This window comes from Myxacorys sp. (assembly GCF_059501405.1).
In genome coordinates this window covers 1-18607 of sequence record NZ_JCACCM010000050.1, presented here as the reverse complement: position 1 = coordinate 18607, position 18607 = coordinate 1, and the positions used below count along the sequence as shown (strand labels likewise).

Annotated in this window: 16 protein-coding genes; 13 read left to right on the top strand and 3 right to left on the bottom strand. The window is 49.2% G+C overall.

What is annotated here, in order from left to right:
- Window positions 1–2 precede the first annotated feature (2 nt).
- The 6 genes from AC5I6P_RS04985 (at window position 3) to AC5I6P_RS04960 (ending at window position 5976) form a co-directional block, all read left to right on the top strand.
- Entirely contained in the window at window positions 3–818 is an 816-nt protein-coding gene (locus AC5I6P_RS04985) for a DUF3153 domain-containing protein (RefSeq protein ID WP_495692654.1), read from the top strand.
- A gap of 76 nt (window positions 819–894) precedes the next feature.
- Window positions 895–1989 carry an AI-2E family transporter gene (locus AC5I6P_RS04980; protein ID WP_495692653.1) on the top strand — a complete coding sequence of 365 codons (1095 nt, stop codon included), beginning with the start codon at window positions 895–897 and terminating at the stop codon, window positions 1987–1989.
- Window positions 1990–2070: 81 nt separating this feature from the next.
- Window positions 2071–2424: a lipopolysaccharide assembly protein LapA domain-containing protein gene (locus AC5I6P_RS04975; RefSeq protein ID WP_495692652.1), complete on the top strand. Its 354-nt coding sequence runs from the start codon at window positions 2071–2073 to the stop codon at window positions 2422–2424.
- Window positions 2425–2704: 280 nt separating this feature from the next.
- Complete coding sequence (locus tag AC5I6P_RS04970; protein ID WP_495692651.1) at window positions 2705–3562, top strand: segregation/condensation protein A; 858 nt, start codon at window positions 2705–2707, stop codon at window positions 3560–3562.
- A gap of 386 nt (window positions 3563–3948) precedes the next feature.
- On the top strand, window positions 3949–5121 hold the full coding sequence (locus AC5I6P_RS04965; protein WP_495692650.1) for a nucleotidyltransferase family protein: 1173 nt from the start codon (window positions 3949–3951) through the stop codon (window positions 5119–5121).
- 66 nt (window positions 5122–5187) lie between these two features.
- On the top strand, window positions 5188–5976 hold the full coding sequence (locus tag AC5I6P_RS04960) for an ion transporter (RefSeq protein ID WP_495692649.1): 789 nt from the start codon (window positions 5188–5190) through the stop codon (window positions 5974–5976).
- On the opposite strand, the gene cobS is transcribed toward AC5I6P_RS04960, so the two are convergent.
- Window positions 5950–6702 carry an adenosylcobinamide-GDP ribazoletransferase gene (gene cobS / locus AC5I6P_RS04955; protein WP_495692648.1) on the bottom strand — a complete coding sequence of 251 codons (753 nt, stop codon included), beginning with the start codon at window positions 6700–6702 and terminating at the stop codon, window positions 5950–5952. The genes AC5I6P_RS04960 and cobS overlap by 27 nt on opposite strands.
- A 260-nt stretch (window positions 6703–6962) precedes the next feature.
- On the opposite strand from cobS, the gene AC5I6P_RS04950 reads away from it, so the two are divergent.
- The 4 genes from AC5I6P_RS04950 (at window position 6963) to miaB (ending at window position 11961) form a co-directional block, all read left to right on the top strand.
- Entirely contained in the window at window positions 6963–7418 is a 456-nt protein-coding gene (locus tag AC5I6P_RS04950) for a hypothetical protein (protein WP_495692647.1), read from the top strand.
- Window positions 7419–7592: 174 nt separating this feature from the next.
- The gene (locus AC5I6P_RS04945) at window positions 7593–7973 is read left to right on the top strand and encodes a C6orf136 family protein (RefSeq protein ID WP_495692646.1); all 381 of its coding nucleotides are present in this window, start codon (window positions 7593–7595) and stop codon (window positions 7971–7973) included.
- A 517-nt stretch (window positions 7974–8490) separates the two neighbouring features.
- Complete coding sequence (locus AC5I6P_RS04940; protein ID WP_495692645.1) at window positions 8491–10500, top strand: serine/threonine protein kinase; 2010 nt, start codon at window positions 8491–8493, stop codon at window positions 10498–10500.
- Window positions 10501–10605: 105 nt separating this feature from the next.
- Complete coding sequence (gene miaB / locus AC5I6P_RS04935; protein WP_495692644.1) at window positions 10606–11961, top strand: tRNA (N6-isopentenyl adenosine(37)-C2)-methylthiotransferase MiaB; 1356 nt, start codon at window positions 10606–10608, stop codon at window positions 11959–11961.
- Window positions 11962–11984: 23 nt separating this feature from the next.
- On the opposite strand, the gene AC5I6P_RS04930 is transcribed toward miaB, so the two are convergent.
- Entirely contained in the window at window positions 11985–12281 is a 297-nt protein-coding gene (locus AC5I6P_RS04930) for a hypothetical protein (protein ID WP_495692643.1), read from the bottom strand.
- A 200-nt stretch (window positions 12282–12481) separates the two neighbouring features.
- Between AC5I6P_RS04930 and AC5I6P_RS04925 the strand changes: the two genes are divergently transcribed.
- A complete protein-coding gene (locus AC5I6P_RS04925; RefSeq protein WP_495692642.1) occupies window positions 12482–13771 on the top strand; it encodes a sensor histidine kinase in 1290 nt (429 codons plus the stop codon).
- Window positions 13772–13826: 55 nt separating this feature from the next.
- Window positions 13827–16007: a hybrid sensor histidine kinase/response regulator gene (locus AC5I6P_RS04920; protein ID WP_495692641.1), complete on the top strand. Its 2181-nt coding sequence runs from the start codon at window positions 13827–13829 to the stop codon at window positions 16005–16007.
- A 56-nt stretch (window positions 16008–16063) separates the two neighbouring features.
- Here AC5I6P_RS04920 and AC5I6P_RS04915 read toward each other — a convergent pair whose 3' ends face one another.
- Window positions 16064–18178 carry an NAD(P)/FAD-dependent oxidoreductase gene (locus tag AC5I6P_RS04915; RefSeq protein WP_495692640.1) on the bottom strand — a complete coding sequence of 705 codons (2115 nt, stop codon included), beginning with the start codon at window positions 18176–18178 and terminating at the stop codon, window positions 16064–16066.
- Between the two features lie 148 nt (window positions 18179–18326).
- Here AC5I6P_RS04915 and AC5I6P_RS04910 point away from each other — a divergent pair, with 148 nt between their 5' ends.
- The gene (locus tag AC5I6P_RS04910; protein WP_495692639.1) at window positions 18327–18560 is read left to right on the top strand and encodes a hypothetical protein; all 234 of its coding nucleotides are present in this window, start codon (window positions 18327–18329) and stop codon (window positions 18558–18560) included.
- Window positions 18561–18607: the final 47 nt, after the last annotated feature.

Sequence of the window (18607 nt, the reverse complement as noted above, 5' to 3'; positions counted from 1 at the left end):
CCATGCTTCAACGAATTGCTCGATTCGCGTCGCACTGTACCCACGCACTCTTCCAATCGATTTGGTCGGGGCGAGTCGTCTGGATTGCGCTGATCGCCTTTGCGCTCTCTGGCTGTGTCAAGTACGACGTTGGTATCACGTTCGACAGCCCGACCCAAGGCACGATCGCGCAACACGTTCAATTAGATGAGCGCTTCACTCGGGTCAATAGTGGCGCTGCTCAAGCCTGGCTTGCCAATATCGAGCAACGCGCCCGTCAGGTACGGGGCAAGGCCCGTCGCGTATCGAGCAAAGAAGTGTTAGTCACGATTCCGTTTAGCACTGGACAGGAATTAGAGAAGCGATTTAACACCTTTTTTGATGCCAAAGCAAAAGTAAAAACCAGCCGCAAGGTGGAACTGCCGCCAATCGAATCTCATCTCACCGTCCAGCAAGGTAACTTTTTACTCCTAGAACGGCGTAAATTGATCTACGACGTAGACCTGCGATCGCTGGGCGTGGCCTCTCCCCAAGGAGAAGTCTTGGTCGATTCTAGTCCCCTGCTCGATCTCCAATTTGAACTCACAACCCCGTGGGGCGCGAAAAATGTTGTTCGTCCTGGTTCGGTTGCCTCTCGTCGCGTCGGTAAGCAACTCGTCTGGATGCTGCAACCCGGACAGAAGAATCACCTAGAAGCCGCTTTTTGGATGCCAAGTCCGCTTGGGATTGGTACAGTGATTATTATCGCGATCGTTGCCATCGGAACTTATATCAAGAATCAGCAGCCTCCTAGCGCAGGTGAACCTTCAGTTGAACCTTCAACCGCAAACAGCCTTTAGCCTCGCCACTTCTTCATAAAGTTCTCGTTCCTGCGTCCACCGTGTTACCGAGGGCGTCCCTCATCTCTGCTCCTCTATGCGTCGCCGTCGATCTTTCAATGCACAACGGCTGCTGATTTTGGGTTTGATAGGCCCGATCGCAGCATTAAACATCTGGCTTCTAAGTCAAGTGCTGTACTACTTTGAGCATTTGGTCACGGTTCTAGCGGTTTCAGCGATTCTGGCATTTCTAATGAACTATCCGGTGCGGTGGTTTGAACGAATTCGGATCAAGCGCACCGGAGCCGTTGTGATTGTGCTGCTCTCGACCGTCACGGTGTTGTCCGTTTTAGCCCTGACGCTCGTTCCGATCTTGCTGGATCAAACCAATCAGCTTTTAGTCAAGATTCCAGGGTGGCTAGAAGCGAGTCGGCAAAATTTGGATTTTTGGGATGAATGGGCAAAGCAACGAAATTTGCCAATCGACCTAAGAGGATTTGGGGGTAAGCTCAGCCTTCAAATTGAAAGTCAGATTCAAGCCTATGCGTCTCAAGCGTTAGGGCTAGCCATCGGCACGGTTTCGGGCTTAATCGACACTATCTTAATCATTGTGCTGGCGTTTTACATGTTGCTCTACGGCGATCGCGTGTGGCAAGGCTTGATTCACCAGTTTCCACCCAAGATTGGCATTCCTCTCAGCGAATCGCTGCAGCAAAATTTTCACAACTTCTTTCTGAGTCAAATCCTGCTGGCGCTATTTATGGCAGGCGGTTTAATTCCTGTATTTTGGGCGCTGAAAGTGCCGTTTACGCTGCTATTTGCGCTAATTATTGGGCTGGCAGAATTAATTCCGTTTATTGGAGCCGGGTTAGGAATTGGACTCGTCACCATTCTCGTAATGTTTCAGAGTGTGTGGCTAGCGTTTCAAGTCGCGCTGGCAGCAGTAATTTTGCAACAGATTCGAGATAATCTGCTCGCGCCTAAAATTATGGGCGACTTCACCGGATTAAACCCAATTTGGATTTTCATTGCCTTGCTCGTGGGGTTACAAATTGCGGGCTTGCTAGGCGTCGTGATTGCCGTGCCGATCGCAGGCACGATTAAAGGCACGATCGATGCGATTCGCCTGTCAAACCAGAAGTCGCCCGTCATTGTCACAGAAACCGTAATCACGCCTCCGCCTGTCGAGTAAATCTCTTCTTGCCAATCTTATTTTTTCTTTTTCTCCCTTTTTCCCAATCCCTGCTAGACTAGCGGCGTGATTGGAGAAAACATGATGAGACAAGTTAATTTTTTAATCATCTTTGTCATTTGTTTGGCTCTCGTTTTGTTTGGCATCGAGAATACTGAACCGTCAATTATCCACATCGTTCGAGGAGTACAGCTTCAAGCCCCGTTAGCGGTTGAACTGATTGTAGCGATGGGAATTGGGGCGGTGTTAGCGTGGGTATTCAGCGTTTGGTCTCACCTCCAGCGAACGCTCGAACTTGGAAAAGAAGTCAAAATTCGCGAAACTCGGATTCAGGAGCTAGAGCAGGACGTAGAGCGCTATCAAGCAGAACTCCAAGAGCAACGTCTGTTGCCTGCGGCGCAAGAAAAAATGGAAGATGTCGAGGTATTGGCGTAAGGATGAGGAATGCCTGCGGCAACGCTTCGCAAAGAGGGACGCTTACAGCAACGCTAACGCAAGGAGGGATGGGAGAAATTGCAGGAGATTTGACGAACCCTGGAAGTCTTTGGAGCCTTTGGGTTCCGTTCACCCTATACTTGTTCATTCTGCTTGCGGCAATCTACTTTGCGCGGATTAAAATCAAGTGAACGGCTCTGCTCAAGGCGTCTTTGAGTAGCTCACCTCTACAACCTGATCGCCGTCTTCCTTCTCATCCCTCATCCCTCGTCTCTCATCTATGCCTCCTCCCTCTCTCGCTCAAGACGCGATCGCGCTCCTCATCGACATGGCAGAACGCGGAGAACTTGATCCGTGGAATGTCAATGTCATTGACGTTATTGATCGGTTTTTGAGTGATTTGGCTCCGGCGACGGGGCGCGAACTGTATGAAGCGAACTTGTCTCAATCGGGGCAAGCGTTTTTGTATGCGTCAATGCTGCTGTTACTTAAAGCTCAAACCTTAACACAAGCGGCAGTTGTAGAACCGTTAGAAGAGTTTCTAGAAGACGATCTAGGGGGGGTTGAGTTGGGATCGGCACTGCCGCTGAATTTAGAGCGACAGTTGCGGCGTCGAGCCGTGGCGCATCCTCCTCAGCGTCGGCGCGTGACGCTGAGTGAACTGATCGAACAAATTCAAATTATTGCCACGGCGTTAGATGACCGAGTGCCGAGACGACGACCCACTCGTGAAAAGATGCCTCGCGCTGAGGCAGTGCGTGCGATCGCACAACTCGCTCACCAAGAAAACCTCTCAGAAATGGCGGTTGCGATCGAGGAATTCTTTGTCAATCACTGGTCACACGTCTCGAAAGGACAAGAGTGGATTGACTTTGAACTGGTGCTGGAATTTTGGGTCGAGCTAAAAGAACAGGGTAAAACTACGGCAGAAGATGATCCACACGCCCATGCTGAAAACCACGAGAGAGTCGGTGTGTTTTGGGCGCTACTGCTGCTCTCAGCCCAATCGAAAGTAGAACTCGCTCAGGAAGAGTTTTATCAAGACCTTAAAGTGCGATTTTCTCCGACAAGCTCCGAAGGAGCGCTGCTACAAGCTAGCGCTATTGAAGTTCTAACCGAAAGCGCGGTGCTGGACTGAATTGAATTGCGATCCGGAACTTGCGGAGCATTCTCCTTGAAGCTGGGCGGTGCGCTCATCGCTGTTTCTTTAAAGAGAGCTTTAAAAACTGCTATTTATATAAACTAATTGTGAATTTGGGTACGCTAAGGGTATCTGTACTGCAAACGTACAAAGCATATTACCCAAGGGGCTGCTTTTCGGATTCTAAAAGCATTACGACCTTTGCTTCTTAGGCTGCTAAGGGAAACAGCTGGCAATTTAGGCTTGAGCTTATCGTTTACCGTCCGGTAGTGAATAGTCTAAAGTCCTGTCCTCCTCTATAGTGAGAAAGACGCATTCCGGAATTGTCCGGTCTGCTTAACAATTGACCTGAAAATAATGGCGTAGGATTAGAGAGAACGCTTATGAAAGCCATGATTCTGGCAGCCGGGAAGGGGACACGGGTTCGCCCAATCACATACACCATTCCCAAGCCTATGATTCCAATCCTGCAAAAACCCGTGATGGAGTTTTTGCTGGAGTTGCTTCGTCAGCACGGCTTCGACCAAATCATGGTCAATGTGAGCCACTTGGCACACGAAATTGAAAGCTACTTCCGCGACGGACAGCGCTTTGGCGTAGAAATTGGCTATTCGTTTGAAGGCCGCATTGTCGATGGCGAACTGGTCGGAGAAGCGATCGGCTCGGCGGGCGGCATGAAGCGAATTCAAGATTTCTCCCCGTTTTTCGATGATACCTTTGTGGTTCTCTGCGGCGATGCGCTGATCGATTTGGACTTAACGGCGGCGGTGAAGTGGCACCGAGAGAAAGGCTCGATCGCTACGGTGATCATGAAACCCGTTCCGCGTGAGGAGGTTTCAAGCTACGGTGTGGTGGTCACGGATGAGACGGGCAAAATTAAGGCATTTCAAGAGAAGCCTTCGATTGAAGAAGCACTCAGTACCAACATCAACACCGGAATTTATATTTTTGAACCCGAAATTCTCAACTACATTCCGTCAGGTCAAGAATATGACATCGGCGGCGAACTGTTTCCCAAACTCGTCGAGATGGGTGCGCCGTTCTACGGGTTGCCGATGGAGTTTGAGTGGGTGGATATTGGTAAAGTGCCGGACTACTGGCAAGCGATTCGCAGCGTTCTAGAAGGCGAGGTGAAGAACGTTCCAATTCCGGGGCACGAAGTTGCTCCGGGGATTTATACCGGGCTGAATGTGGCGGTGAATTGGGACAAAGTTGATATTCAAGGTCCGGTCTACATCGGCAGTATGACTTGCATCGAGGACGGCGCGAAGATTGTCGGGCCGGCGATGATTGGCCCAAACTGCTGGGTATGCAGTGGTGCAACGGTGGACAACAGCGTGATTTTCGAGTATTCGCGGTTGGGTCCGGGGGTGAGACTGGTCGATAAGCTCGTGTTTGGCCGCTATTGCGTTGATAAGACGGGCGCGACGATCGACGTGCAAGCCGCATCGCTCGACTGGCTAATTACGGACGCTCGGCAGCAGTTGCCGACCCATCCAGCCGCAGAACATCAAGCGATCGCAGAGCTGCTGGGAGTCGATAAGGTCGCTCCGTAAAGCTTCATAGTTAGATCAAGTGCCGAACTTTGAGTCACAATAGCTCAGGGTTCGGCATTTTAGTTTATGGAATTGCAAGAAAAAATTGCCTTTTATCTAGAAGATATTGATACGCCGATTGGTCGAGGCATTAATTTGTTTATCACCGGATTGGTGCTGGCTTCCTCTGCGATTTTCGTTGCTGAAACGTATCAACTTCCTGCTGCTCTTAAGACGCAGCTTGACATTTTCGAGAACGCAATCCTTTTTATTTTTGTGATTGAATACCTGCTGAGATTCTGGTGTGCAAAACACAAAGTTCAGCATGTTTTTAGTCTGTTTTCAATCATCGATTTGATTTCAATTCTTCCGTTTTTATTAAGCGGATCTAGTGCCGGATTTCTCAGAATCTTCCGGTGGTTTCGGATCTTACGTTTGATCCGGTTTATTGGTAGAAACACAGCTTTTGGCTATGTTAGTAGTGAAGATAGCGCCATTTACACCAAAATTTTATTTACGCTGTTCTCAATTATCTTTGTCTATTCTGGCTTGATTTACCAAGTAGAACATGCCTCTAATTCAAACTATGGCACGTTCTTGGATGCTGTTTATTTTTCAGTTTCTACTATCAGCACAGCAGGCTTTGGCGATATTGTCCCTTTATCTCAACTCGGACGATTTCTAACCGTTTTAATGATTTTGACAGGCATTATTTTTATTCCTTGGCAGTTGGGAGATCTAATCAAACGACTTGTGAAAACAACCGAACAAGTTCAAACAAGCTGTTTAAGCTGTGGTCTCATGCCTCATGACTTAGATGCTCAATTTTGTAAACGCTGCGGTGCGTCACTAGAACACCGTCAAAAGGCAAAGTAAAAGTGCTTCTGTCCACTCGACGATCGCACCATACGTATCTCCGGTTTGTCCACCCAGCTTGCGATCGAGCCATGCCCCAACCAGCAACCCGATCGCGCCTCCTCCCACCAATAGCGCTATCGCGCGAATCGGCTGCTCATACAACGTCCCACTTAGCCCAAACAACAGCAAAAAGCTCGGCAACACCTCCCAGAGCGATCGGATCGACTCTTTGTGAAACGCGCCTTTGCCGGTCGGTTTGAGATAGGGATAGAGCACGATCGCTACTAGTTGTCCCCAACGTCCCCAGCCTGCTACTGCCATTAAGACCCAGATGCGATCGCGATCAATTTCACTCAAGGCCACGGTTTTGAGTAAGAGAATCACAATCGCCGCGATCGCGCCAAATGCACCCGTCACGCTGTCAGACATCGCTTGCAATCGTCGCTGAGGATCAGTCACGGCTAATCCATCTGCTGTATCCATTGCGCCGTCTAAATGCAGCCCTCCAGTAAGCGCGATCCAGACCGCAACCGCGATCGCGCTGCGAGTCAGCAAAGGCATCCCCACATAAGCCAATCCCCAATCCAGCAATCCCACCAGTCCGCCAATCACTACTCCAATCAGTGGTGCAACCCGAGCTATGCCTCGAAATTCCAGTGTCCAGCCTGAAGGAATCGGCAAACAGGTGTAGAACATCATTGCAGCTAGAATTTGAGCGATCCATACCCGAAGTTGTCTGACCATTCCTTGCACCCCAACTTTACAGAAGTTAAATTCCTCTTCTCGACTAGGAGATCCAAATTTGCATTTCCCAGCCATAATTGCTTTAGGAAGCACTGACCTAGAGGGAGAATTCTCATAGAGCGCACCTCTCTAGGTATCGTGAAACTGTCCACTCAACCGTCTATTTTTGCAAGTTCTCAAAAACTCTATGCGATTCTAGACGGTGGGCAAGTCTTCTGCTTCTGGCCCTGTTCGACTCGTAGTTCGACCCCTGTTTTGTCATGAGTCACGACTTTTCCTCTCGGAATTCTTGGTTTCCTGCGCCTTGCATCATTGACGCTGGCATTATTATCGACAAGCAAGATATGCAGCGAGTGTTGACCGACCTGACGCGAGTGCGCTATATCCACACTCAAGATGGCAGGCTTACAAGCGAAGGCGAAGGATGCGTTTTAGAAGTGTTTGCCGATCCACATCGAGCAACGCTTGTGGCAAATCATGCCATCTACCTCAACGTTTACAGCTTTGACTACATAGAACTAAGCCAATCGGCAGAAGGCTCTGTGTTCGATCTGATTCAAGAGGATCGTCGATTGCGGTTAGTTCCATTGACGAATCCGCTTTTGGATCAGGTGAATCGAGCCATTAACGCGGCAGAACTTGAAGCGATGGTAACGGAAGTCATTTCAGCCCGGTTAGACGTTCAGATCGATGATGAAGAACATTTTCCGTTCTAACCCAATGCGTTCTAACCCGAAGCGTTCTCTAGCCCAATAGTTCTCTAGCCCAATAGTTCTCCAACCCGGTGATTGTAGGACGGCTGGTTTGGAAGGGCTAGGGATGTGAGTGAAGGGTTTCACTAAAAGCACGAATCGCCTGCGCTATTGCTTCAGGTAAGGTTATTTCTGTTTATGGCTCTTCTTCAGACTCTGCGCGACGATTATGCTCGATTTCCAGCGAATCAGACGTATAGCATTTATGCCCAAGACGTGTTTTTCAAAGACCCACTCAATCAGTTTCGAGGAGTCGATCGCTATAAGAAAATGATTGGATTCATTGAGCGTTGGTTTATCGACACTAGGTTTGAATTGCACAGCATTGAAGAGAGTGGGGACGAAATCAGAACTCGCTGGACGTTGAGTTGGAATGTTGCCTTACCGTGGAACCCTCGCATTTCGATCAATGGATCGAGTGAGTTGCGAACGAATGAAGATCAATTAATTGTTTCTCACATCGATTATTGGGATTGCTCTAGGTTCGATGTCTTAAAACAGGTGTTTCTCGCTCACTAACAGGACTTACAAAAAGCGTTGCAGTGCATCCGTAGGTTTTTACAAACAGAGTTCCTGTGGTAACGAATGTTGCTTCTGTCGTAACGAACCTTGCTATCGTGGTGAGGAATGTTGCTTCTGTCGCAACGAACCTTGCTTCTGTCGCAACGAACCTTGCTTCCGTCGTAACGAACCTTGCTATCGTCGTGAGGAATATTGCTTCTGTGGTAACAAACCTTGCTTCCGTCGTGAGAAATGTTGCTTCTGGCGTGAGGTAAGGTTGCTTCCGTCGCAAGAAAGGTTGCTTCTGCCGTAACGAATGTTGCTTCTGTGGTGAGGAATGTTGTTCCTGTAGTTAAGTCTGGGTTCAGTGTCGTTTAAGGTCAGTGTCGTGATGTCACTCAGTGCATAAGTCTTGACTAATTCAGAATCGTTCAACAATATGAGAACGGTTCAGAAACTTATTACTTTTTTTCAAACAATTTTCCGTATTCTTAGTTAAAGCTAGCGTAAAGAGTTCTAAACGAAGGACATCGGAATGGAACTTCTGCAAAACCGCTACCAGGTTGAAGGTCAGCTTGGCAAAAAAGCTGGGCGGCAAACTGTGCTTGCACGAGATTTAGAAACGCAAGAACGGGTTGTGATCAAGCTGCTCACATTTGGCGTCGATTTTGAATGGGATGATCTCAAATTGTTTGAGCGTGAAGCAGAAACACTGCGATCGCTAGATCATCCCGCCATTCCTAAATACCTCGACTACTTTGAGATTGAAACCGCAACCACGAGGGGCTTTGCCATCGTTCAAAGTTACATTGATGCCAAATCTCTAGAGCAACACCTCAAAGCGGGGCGATCGTTTACCGAAGCTGACGTGAAGCAGTTAGCAGAATCGCTGCTCGACATTCTGGGGTATTTGCACACTCAACACCCCTCGGTGATTCATCGCGACATTAAGCCGAGTAACATTTTGCTTAGCGATTACCCTACAGAGGAACTGCGAAGCAACCGCACAGGTCATCACGTCGGACAAGTCTATCTCGTCGATTTTGGCTCGGTTCAAACCTTGGTTGCCCAAGAAGGTGGAACAATTACCGTTGTTGGAACTTACGGCTACATGCCTCCCGAACAATATGGCGGACGCGCAACCCCTGCATCCGATCTCTACAGTTTGGGCGCAACATTGATTTATTTGACGACGGGCAAGCATCCCGCAGACTTACCGCAACGCAATTTACAACTGCAATTTAGATCTTTTGCAACCCTAAGCGAACCATTTTTAGATTGGTTGGAATGGTTAATAGAGCCGAGTTTAGAGAACCGTTTAGGATCGGCTCAAGTGGCGTTAGAGGCATTACGAGACGGAGAAATCAGATCTGAGAAATTGAGCGCGATCGCACCCACCGACCCTGCAATCACACCCCAAATAACAACCGATCGCCTCTTTTGGAATGCAATTTGGCGTAGCAGTACGTTTGGCGGGATCGCAGGGATTGTTTCTGCCGCATTGCTCAGCTTCTCAACGACTTACGAGCTTAGCGGCGGTATTTATACGCTAATCAACTGGCTTGCTGCAGCAAGTTTAATTGGAGGACTAGGTTTAGGGCTAGGATTTGCGAATGGCTTATTGATCGCCTTTCTCACAAAACGCTTCTTTTCATCCCCCCACTCGTCTAACCTTTATCGATTGACCCTAGGATTTGCCGTTACCGTCTTTAGCGCCGCCCTTATTGTCCTGATCCTGAATCTTTTTTCTTCTTCTTGGGTACTCGTTCCAGGTTTACTGCCAGCCGTGCTTGTTTTAGATGTAGCCATGAGCGCAGCGAGTCAAGCGATCGCAACCTGGTATCTCCGAGAAAGCCGGAGAATCGCATCGAAAAATGATTTGAAAATACCTCAGCAATCACTGAAGCAATCACTAGAAAAAATTCAAGAGGGGAACTCAGCAGAACCCGTTCCACCTCTTGCGCTAACGAATCGGCGGTCTGCCAAACTTCAGAGAATCGATCGCAAACCAGCTCCCGCACTCACGAAAGAACGGGTTCTTTGGAATGCTATTTGGCGCTTTAGTACCGTTGGCGCTTCCGTCAGCGCTGTCTTGTTTTCAACCTATGCAAAATTCTCATCTTCTTACTCTAGTGATCTGAGAGTTGTTGCCCTCAATATGGTTCTTGCAGCCATTATGGGAGGATCTCTTGGCTTAGGTCTAGGCTTTCTCAATGGACTTTTATCAGGACTTCTAACACTCCGCTCAACTCGTAAAGACAACCGCCTTCGGTGGGGAGTTGGGATATTGGTATCCCTTTTCAGTGCAGGTCTGGTCTATAGCGTTCTCCTGCTCTCATCAACAAGCTGGATACCTCTCCCTCTATTTATCTTGGTTCTTTCGTTGTCAATGGGGCTAACCAGTCAAAGTTTTATTCGTTGGTATCTACGGGAAACTCGTTCTAAACCACCAGCGAAGACCAAACCGAAGGTGAGACTGCTTCGTGCTAGGTCGCGATCGCTCCCCGTTAATCCCCTCAATTCTTTTGACCAACGACCAAAATAAGTTTATGAAAACTTGTTGAGCCGTAAATCTTTCCCGTTCTACAAAACTTTGTAACTCAGCCTAAAATAGGAAGTCGAGTCTTAATCCTGTCACTTGCTGCAAACCATGACTGCTTCTCCCCGTCGCTACCACATCACCACCTTCGGCTGTCAAATGAACAAAGCCGACTCCGAACGCATGGCGGGCATTCTCGAAACCATGGGCTTCCAATCAGTAGAAGAACCCAACGATGCAGATCTCATTCTCTACAACACCTGTACGATTCGAGACAATGCAGAGCAGAAAGTGTATTCCTACTTAGGTAGACAAGCACGGCGAAAGCAGGAAAACCCAGACTTAACGCTGGTCGTTGCTGGATGTGTGGCACAGCAGGAAGGCGAATCGCTCTTACGTCGCGTCCCAGAACTCGATTTGGTAATGGGTCCACAACACGCGAATCAACTCCAAGATTTATTAGAGCAAGTGTTTAGCGGCAATCAAGTCGTTGCCACTGACCCGATTCACATTGTTGAAGACATCACCAAACCCAGACGCGACAGCAAAGTGACCGCTTGGGTGAATGTAATTTATGGCTGTAATGAACGCTGTACCTATTGCGTTGTTCCTAGCGTTCGCGGAGTTGAGCAGTCTCGCACACCTGAAATGATTCGGGCTGAAGTTGAGGAGCTTGGACGGCAAGGCTATAAAGAAATCACCTTACTGGGTCAGAATATTGATGCGTATGGTCGAGATCTTCCGGGTGTAACGCCCGAAGGTCGTCGCTTAAACACGTTTACAGATTTGCTTTACTTCGTGCATGATGTTCCGGGTATCGATCGCATCCGTTTCGCCACCAGTCATCCCCGCTACTTTACCGAACGACTGATCCGCGCCTGTGCCGAACTGCCAAAAGTGTGTGAACACTTCCACATTCCGTTTCAGTCGGGAGACAACGACGTTCTCAAAGCAATGGCGCGGGGCTACACCCACGATCGCTATCGGCGGATCATTGAAACAATTCGGGAGTACATGCCTGATGCGTCAATCAGTGCGGATGCGATCGTCGGATTCCCGGGTGAAACAGAAGCCCAATTCGAGAACACCCTCAAACTGGTTGAAGATATCGGCTTCGATTTAGTCAACACTGCCGCCTACTCTCCTCGTCCGGGAACGCCTGCGGCAATTTGGCAGAGCCAACTTTCTGAAGAGGTGAAAGCGGATCGATTGCAACGACTGAACCATTTGGTATCGGTGCAGGCATCCGAGCGATCGCAGCGCTACGCTGGACGCATTGAAGAAATTTTGGTTGAAGATCAAAACTCCAAAGACCCCACACAAGTAATGGGACGCACTCGCGGCAATCGCCTCACCTTTTTTGAGGGGAATATCAATGACTTGAAAGGCAAACTAGTGGAGGTCAAAATTACTGAAGTCCGCCCGTTCAGCCTGACAGGTCAGCCATTAATTGAAGCCCGGCTGTAGCGTTTTCAAGCCCAGCCCTTCAATCAAGGATGAAGTTGATACGGTTCTGGCGGATCGAGTAGCCCAAGGCCAGAGTAAATTGGCAGAACGAGTTGACGCAGGGCAGGAAATTGGTGACCGAAAACGAGTACTCCTGCATACACCTCCCTCCACCGAGCAAAAGCGTGTTGGGCGCATCGATGCGGCGTGTCAAGCTGCCTGCCAGCAATTTTCAAACGCCACCATATAAAGTATTTTTGCTTAAGTAGTAAAGATATAATCTTGCCCGAATGGCGATCTTTATCTTTAATAGTGCGTTTTTCAGACTCGTATAGTGCCATCTCACTCACGCCTGGATCAATTGCCTTACTACCTGCGGCTTTGACGTATCTTTCTCACAGCTGAGTTCTATCAGGACATCTAAGGAATCTTTTCATTCAATCGGGTGATTCCAGAATTTTCTATTAGCACGAAAATAAACTGATTAAGTCAATATCAACGAACGTTCTACCCACGTTTTGCCCTTTAGCAACAAAGCGCAATGCCATTGAATTACGGCGAGTTGGCGACTCACGTTCAAGCTCTTCAAGTCCAACTCAGATCTTTTGAGCAAACTCTTAGTCTTCCTTTAGAGGTTCACAATTCGCAGCTTGCACAACAGCTAGAGCGACTGGATCAAACAGTTGTGAGCCTATCAGAGCAAGTTAGCGTCATCAATCAATCCGTCGCTGGCGATTCTAGCCAAGCTGAGGTGCTGACCCCTCCCATTCATGAAGAATATTGGCGAGCGCTCAGCGTTTGCCTGCCTGTTGGACTTTTTACCTGCGATCGTCAAGGGCAATGTATTTACCTTAATCGGCGTGGACAAGACATCACAGGCTGCACTGCTGAAGAGAGCTTGGGAGACGGATGGACTCGATTTGTCTACGCTCAAGATCGCGATCGCGTGATAGCCGACTGGTTCTCCGATGCTCTAGCAGGACACCCACACAGCAGCGAATTTCGGGTTCAGCCCCCCCAAGGAGAACTGCGGTGGATTCATATTCGCACTGCACCCATCTTGACCGACCAAGGCGAATTTGTTGGGCACACCGGCACGATCGAAGACATTACCAAACAAAAACTGGCCGAAGCGCAGATTAGAGCCTCTCTCAGCGAGAAAGAAGCGCTGCTCAAAGAAATTCATCACCGAGTCAAAAATAATCTACAAATCATCTCAAGTCTGATCTACTTGCAAGCCCAGCGAATTGCTGATCCAGAAGCGCGTCAAATCTTTGAAGAGAGCCAAAGTCGAATTAGCTCTATGGCACTCGTACACGACAGTTTATATCGCTCCCAAAACTTCGCTCGAATTAATTTGTCAGAGTATATTCAAACCCTTACCGCCAGCCTTTTTAATACCTATCGAATACAGCCAGAACTTGTCAAACTTGACGTCAGCGTCGAAAAAGGCATCGTAGTCAGTTTAGATCGTGCTGTTCCTTGCGGCTTAATTCTCAACGAACTGATGACCAACGCTTTAAAGCACGGCTTCACCGACGAGCAACAAGGGGAAGTGCGAGTGACATTAACCTTAAGCCGGCCAGCGTGTGGTCTTGCCGCAGCGATTGACGCCAATTCCGGCACCAATTCTTTAGAGCCTGACCAGGACAGTCGCATTTGTCTAATCGTTGAAAATGACGGCAACCACTTACCCGACACCTTTGAGCTACAGACAATTCAGTCAATGGGATTGCGCCTTGTCAATGCGTTAGTCAACCAGATTCAAGGCGAAGTTGAAGTCGAGAAAACCGCTAAAACTCGGTTTAAAGTTACATTCAACGGTGCGTGAATGCGACCGACTCGCCCTACAATGCTGGAAGATTTGTATCGGGATTAGTTAAGCATTGAGAGCGGCAAAAATTCTGATTGTAGAAGACGAACGGGTCGTCGCTTGGCATGTGCAAGAAGCTCTGTACAAGCTCGGACATCACGTGGTCGGCATTGCAACGACAGCAAAAGAGGCATTTCAGTATGCGTTAGACCAGCCGCCTGATCTGGTCTTGATGGATATCTGTCTTCAAGGAAGCAGCCTGGACGGCGTATCTGCCGCCGAATATCTTTATCTGCAACTTGATGTCCCGGTCGTTTACTTAACCGCCCATGCTGACCAACACACTCTCCGCCGCGCAACTGAAACTTCACCCTTTGGCTATCTGGTCAAACCCTTTCAGGAAGTCGATCTGCATTCTACAATTCAAATCGCGCTGCGGCGACATCAGCTAGAGCAAGCCCTTAAAGCGGTACAGCAATGGTATGCAACGACCTTAATTAGTATTGGAGATGCCACGATCGCAACCGATGTCGATGGCTTTGTTGCCTTTCTAAATCCCACTGCCGAAATTCTGACGGGATGGACGCAGGAGCAGGCGTTAGGAGCCTTTGCATCTCAGGTGCTAGACCTCGTGGATGAAGACACGGGAGCGGCGATCGACAATCCAATTTTGGCAGCATTGTGTCAAGGCGATACAATTACGTTGCCTAGCCGAGCCCTGCTGCGATCGCGGGATGGGTCTGTTCATCCCGTTGGCGATAGTGCCTCTCCGATTCGCAACCGTAAAGGTGAGATTATTGGGGGAGTAATGGTGTTTCAAGATATCAGCGATCGCCGATGTCAAGAGCAGACCCTGCAAAAGCAGAATCAGGTTCTAGAACAGTCTCAAGACCAGCTAACCGCTCAACTCTGGGAGCAAACTGTGCAACTTCAGCAAGCCATTGCCTGTACTCAACTACTGAAGCGAGTGTTAGAGCGGTTTGCATCTCAGAGCGCTGAAGAGTGCGCTGAAGAGCCATCCTTTAACTCCGTGTCAACATGGGTGAGCCGTAATTCGGTGCTGCACCTGCTGCTGCAAGAGGTGGGGCAGGTGTTGGACGTGGAGTATTGCTGGGTAGCATTGCAGGATGCTGATCAGCGCTTTGTCACTATTGCTTACGAGCATCGTCCTACTGATAGAGGATGTAAGCGCTCTGCGATCGGAGAACAGATCTATTTAGAAGACTTTTCACGCTTCTATCTCCGGCTAATGCAGCATCAATTTTGGATCAATCCATCGCCTGAGGTTTTACCATCACTGTACCAATCGTTTCTCGACGCCAAGTCTCAACTGATCGTGTGTCCGATTCAAGATGACCAGCGCGTGATTGGTGAAATTGGCATCGTGATGCGCCATTTGTCGACTCAGTCCCCGCTGCAAGGAGAGTTGATTGCTCAAACGGTCAACCAAGCCGCGATCGCGCTCTACCAGACCCAACGACACCAAGCGGCGCAAGCTCAGGTGAGAGAACTGCAACGCCTCAACGTTCTGAAAGATGAGTTTCTCCAAGCCCTATCGCGAGAGTTGAGGACGCCCCTCACGAATATGCGGATGGCCGTAGAAATGGTGCAGCGCATTGCTCAAATGTTGAAAACAAGCAGTCTTCAGTCCATGCATCCAGACGCAACAGAGGCGTTGTGGGGTAAGTTCGACCGCTATTTGCAGATTTTGCAGCAAGAGTGGCAGGACGAATGTGAACTCGTCAATAATTTGCTTGATTTTCAAAGCACTGCCGCGTTAGCGCAAGCGCTGCCCAGCCACTCGCTCTACCTACAACTCTGGCTACCGGAAGTCGTGAATCGCTTTCAGGAGGAGGCGAAACGCAAGCAACAGTTTCTAAACTCCCGGATTGCCGATGACTTGCCTGCGATCGCGGTGCACTCGCCAACGCTCGATCGCCTTTTGACGGAGTTGCTCAAGAACGCATGTCAATTCACGCCACCAGAGCATGTGATTCAGGTAGCAGCGCAGGCTCACGGCGGGCAGCTAGAACTATCGGTGAGCAACACCGGAACCGAACTGTCGAGCGCTGAGCAGATGCAGATTTTCGAGCCGTTCTACCGCAGCGCCAACGAAGGATGGAGCGGCTTCGGATTAGGCTTAGCCTTAGTCAAGCGGCTCGCGATCGCGCTTAAGGGTCAAATCCGAGTAGAGAGCGAATCAAATCAGACTCGATTTGTCCTGACGCTGCCGATCACCCAGGATCTTGCATAACTCAGTCATCCTCTTTGCGTTAGCATCCCTCTTTGCAAAACATGGCGCAGGCGCCCCTACGAATTGCGCATTGCCAAAGGTTCTTCAATTCGCTGGATGCGCTGAATCAAATTAGGCTTTGGCATGGCCTGCGGTTTGCCCATTCCGTAAGTGAGGGCATAGCTTTGTGCTAACAACCAAAGCCATAACCTCGGAAATCTTGGCTCCAGCCACGGTTGCACTTGAGAGAGCAATCCGGGCAACCAACCGCTTAGTAGCCAACTCAGAAAAGCATTCATGCCAAAATCAAGATAGTTCCCAAACCAGCGCAGTAAATCTTTTGCGCCGGCCATTTGCCAAATCCACAGCATTAAGGCAGGATTTTTGCGAGCGGCGATCAGGGCCATCCGGTTAAACCGCAGCCACGTGACTCGATCTTTAATAAAGGCATCTGCGATCGCAGGCGGTTGAGTTGCCAACACACCGAAGAACGTGTTGAGCATCGAATTAATTCGCGCTGGAGGCAAGATCTGACCCGTCGGAACCATCATTCCTTTCGAGAACATCCACGTCACAGAGACGTTGCTTTGATAGGCGCGAATTTGGTTCAGGTGCTTTGCCTTTAGTAAGTCGTGCTTCAGGGCCGTATCGAGCAAGTGAGTCAACCGAGACAAGTTGCGAACCAGCGACCCAAACCCCGTAAACACCAGGGGAGATTGCAGCGAAGCGGCATCCCCGATCGCAATCAAGCGATCAAACGCAATCGTGCGATCGCGGCTACCCACACTAAAATGACCCGGAATGTAGCCAAACGTCGCTTTCTTCCACGTCAGCTTTTCCATATCACAGCGTCGATACTCCGGCAGAATCGAGAAGAAATCCTCGTACATCTCCAGCAACGATCCCGGATTCTCTGGATGGGCTTGATGATAGTGAAACAGATAAAACGTCAGTTCTTTTTCATAGGCTGGGAACAGTTCCCAAATCAGTTGCCGTCCACGAGAAATATCGCCGTGGCTATTTAGAACATCTCCAAACTGCGCATCCCAGACCCCCGCCTCAAACCCATCTTCGATGACAGCGCCCACGGTTGGGCAAACGCTATCAAAGGCTCGTCCACCGTTCAATTGCCAGGCAATGGGGGACGCGGTTCCCATCGCATCAATGAGTAATCGTCCCGTAACCTGGCGGTCTGTGCCGCTCGGTAAGTGAGTTGCCCCAATCCTGACCTGATCTTCGCCAATGTCTGCCCGTTGAAATTCAGTTTCGTCCCAAATTTCGCCGCCGCACTCGCGCAGTTTCTCGCCGCAGAGCTTGAGAAGTTTTTCAGCATCGATCGCAATATTGAGAACCGTTGGGGTATGGAGAATGGGCGCTTTGGCTTGCGGCGGATTATTGGCATCAAAGAATTTATGAAAGCCATCTACATACTCGCGAGCAATTACGCGATCGAACTCCGCAGGCGTAAATAATCCTAGATCAATTAAACTTTGGAACTCGCTACGAGAAATGTTCCACTCTCGATTCATCCGTCCAAAGGGCAAGCGCTCTAGCAGCAGCACGCGATAGCCTAGCTTTGCCATCACAGCCGCATGAATGATGCCAAGTGCGCCCCCAATATAAATGAGGTCGAAGGAGGGCGGGAGCTGTATTGGATCAGCAGAGGGATTTCCTTCTGCAAAGATAACTTGTTTTGGTTGCTGCGGATGTTGCACGCCTTCACGCCAGCGCTGTTCCCACCAATACACGCGAGTTAAATCATATTCTCCGTTAGGAATCTTTTTGAAGAAATGGACGGTTTGAGGATAGTCCTGTTCCAGTGCTTCAAAAATTGTTTGTTGAGAAAGATCAATTTTTGGTGGTTCTGGGTAGATTTGCGGAAAGTATGCTCTAATATCAGAAATCAAATTCTTGAGAATCCGATCTTCACCGGCGATCGCTCGGTCTGCCCATCGAAACACTTTGAGATACGTCGTGCGCTGAACCGACCACACAAAGATTGAAAGTTCGGGGATTGAAAGTTCGGGAATGGACGGTGGAATCTGCGACGCTGTCCCCTCTGAGAACTGAACTCGACAGCCTGCTGCCGTAGCTATCTTCTCACCGCGCTCCGGTTGATACTCAGTTTGTAACCAAGCCGTCACCGATCCTGAGTCGGGAGTGGGAACTTCGATGTAAAGAATTTCTTTCATCTGAGGGGGCTAAACTCCGAAACGATTACTGAAATAGAGAGGTTGACAGAATTTTAAAATCCGAGATACTCCTAATACGATCTCAAGTTAAAGAACGTTACAACGTTACTCATAATGCTCCAACGCTTTAATACTGCTCAATCCTGCCATGAATTATCCCATCCCAGCGACCCCCGAAGAACTAGTTAATTTCCGTCAAGAACCCGTAACGGAAGAGTTGGTAGCCGCTGCGATCGTAGCTGTGGTTCGGCAAGCGCGGGCAAACGGGCAGTCTCTAGAAGAATTGATGGTCGAAGTCTTAACGGACGATAGCCTCCTCGAAGGTCAACAGCGGCGGTGGCTCAGTCAATTGGTCGAGCAGACGTGGCAGACTCTCTCCTGAGCCTGGTTGACTGACAAAACTCAAACCGCAAAAGCATAAGATGTGAA

Excerpts from the sequence above, each read along its gene's own strand:
- AC5I6P_RS04940 (WP_495692645.1), top strand. The coding sequence starts at position 8,491 with ATGGAACTTCTGCAAAACCGCTACCAGGTTGAAGGTCAGCTTGGCAAA.
- AC5I6P_RS04965 (WP_495692650.1), top strand. The coding sequence starts at position 3,949 with ATGAAAGCCATGATTCTGGCAGCCGGGAAGGGGACACGGGTTCGCCCA.
- AC5I6P_RS04930 (WP_495692643.1), bottom strand. The coding sequence starts at position 12,281 with ATGGCACTATACGAGTCTGAAAAACGCACTATTAAAGATAAAGATCGC.
- AC5I6P_RS04970 (WP_495692651.1), top strand. The coding sequence starts at position 2,705 with ATGCCTCCTCCCTCTCTCGCTCAAGACGCGATCGCGCTCCTCATCGAC.
- miaB (WP_495692644.1), top strand. The coding sequence starts at position 10,606 with ATGACTGCTTCTCCCCGTCGCTACCACATCACCACCTTCGGCTGTCAA.
- AC5I6P_RS04960 (WP_495692649.1), top strand. The coding sequence starts at position 5,188 with ATGGAATTGCAAGAAAAAATTGCCTTTTATCTAGAAGATATTGATACG.
- AC5I6P_RS04915 (WP_495692640.1), bottom strand. The coding sequence starts at position 18,178 with ATGAAAGAAATTCTTTACATCGAAGTTCCCACTCCCGACTCAGGATCG.
- AC5I6P_RS04925 (WP_495692642.1), top strand. The coding sequence starts at position 12,482 with ATGCCATTGAATTACGGCGAGTTGGCGACTCACGTTCAAGCTCTTCAA.
- AC5I6P_RS04985 (WP_495692654.1), top strand. The coding sequence starts at position 3 with ATGCTTCAACGAATTGCTCGATTCGCGTCGCACTGTACCCACGCACTC.
- AC5I6P_RS04980 (WP_495692653.1), top strand. The coding sequence starts at position 895 with ATGCGTCGCCGTCGATCTTTCAATGCACAACGGCTGCTGATTTTGGGT.
- cobS (WP_495692648.1), bottom strand. The coding sequence starts at position 6,702 with ATGGTCAGACAACTTCGGGTATGGATCGCTCAAATTCTAGCTGCAATG.
- AC5I6P_RS04910 (WP_495692639.1), top strand. The coding sequence starts at position 18,327 with ATGAATTATCCCATCCCAGCGACCCCCGAAGAACTAGTTAATTTCCGT.
- AC5I6P_RS04945 (WP_495692646.1), top strand. The coding sequence starts at position 7,593 with ATGGCTCTTCTTCAGACTCTGCGCGACGATTATGCTCGATTTCCAGCG.
- AC5I6P_RS04950 (WP_495692647.1), top strand. The coding sequence starts at position 6,963 with ATGAGTCACGACTTTTCCTCTCGGAATTCTTGGTTTCCTGCGCCTTGC.
- AC5I6P_RS04975 (WP_495692652.1), top strand. The coding sequence starts at position 2,071 with ATGATGAGACAAGTTAATTTTTTAATCATCTTTGTCATTTGTTTGGCT.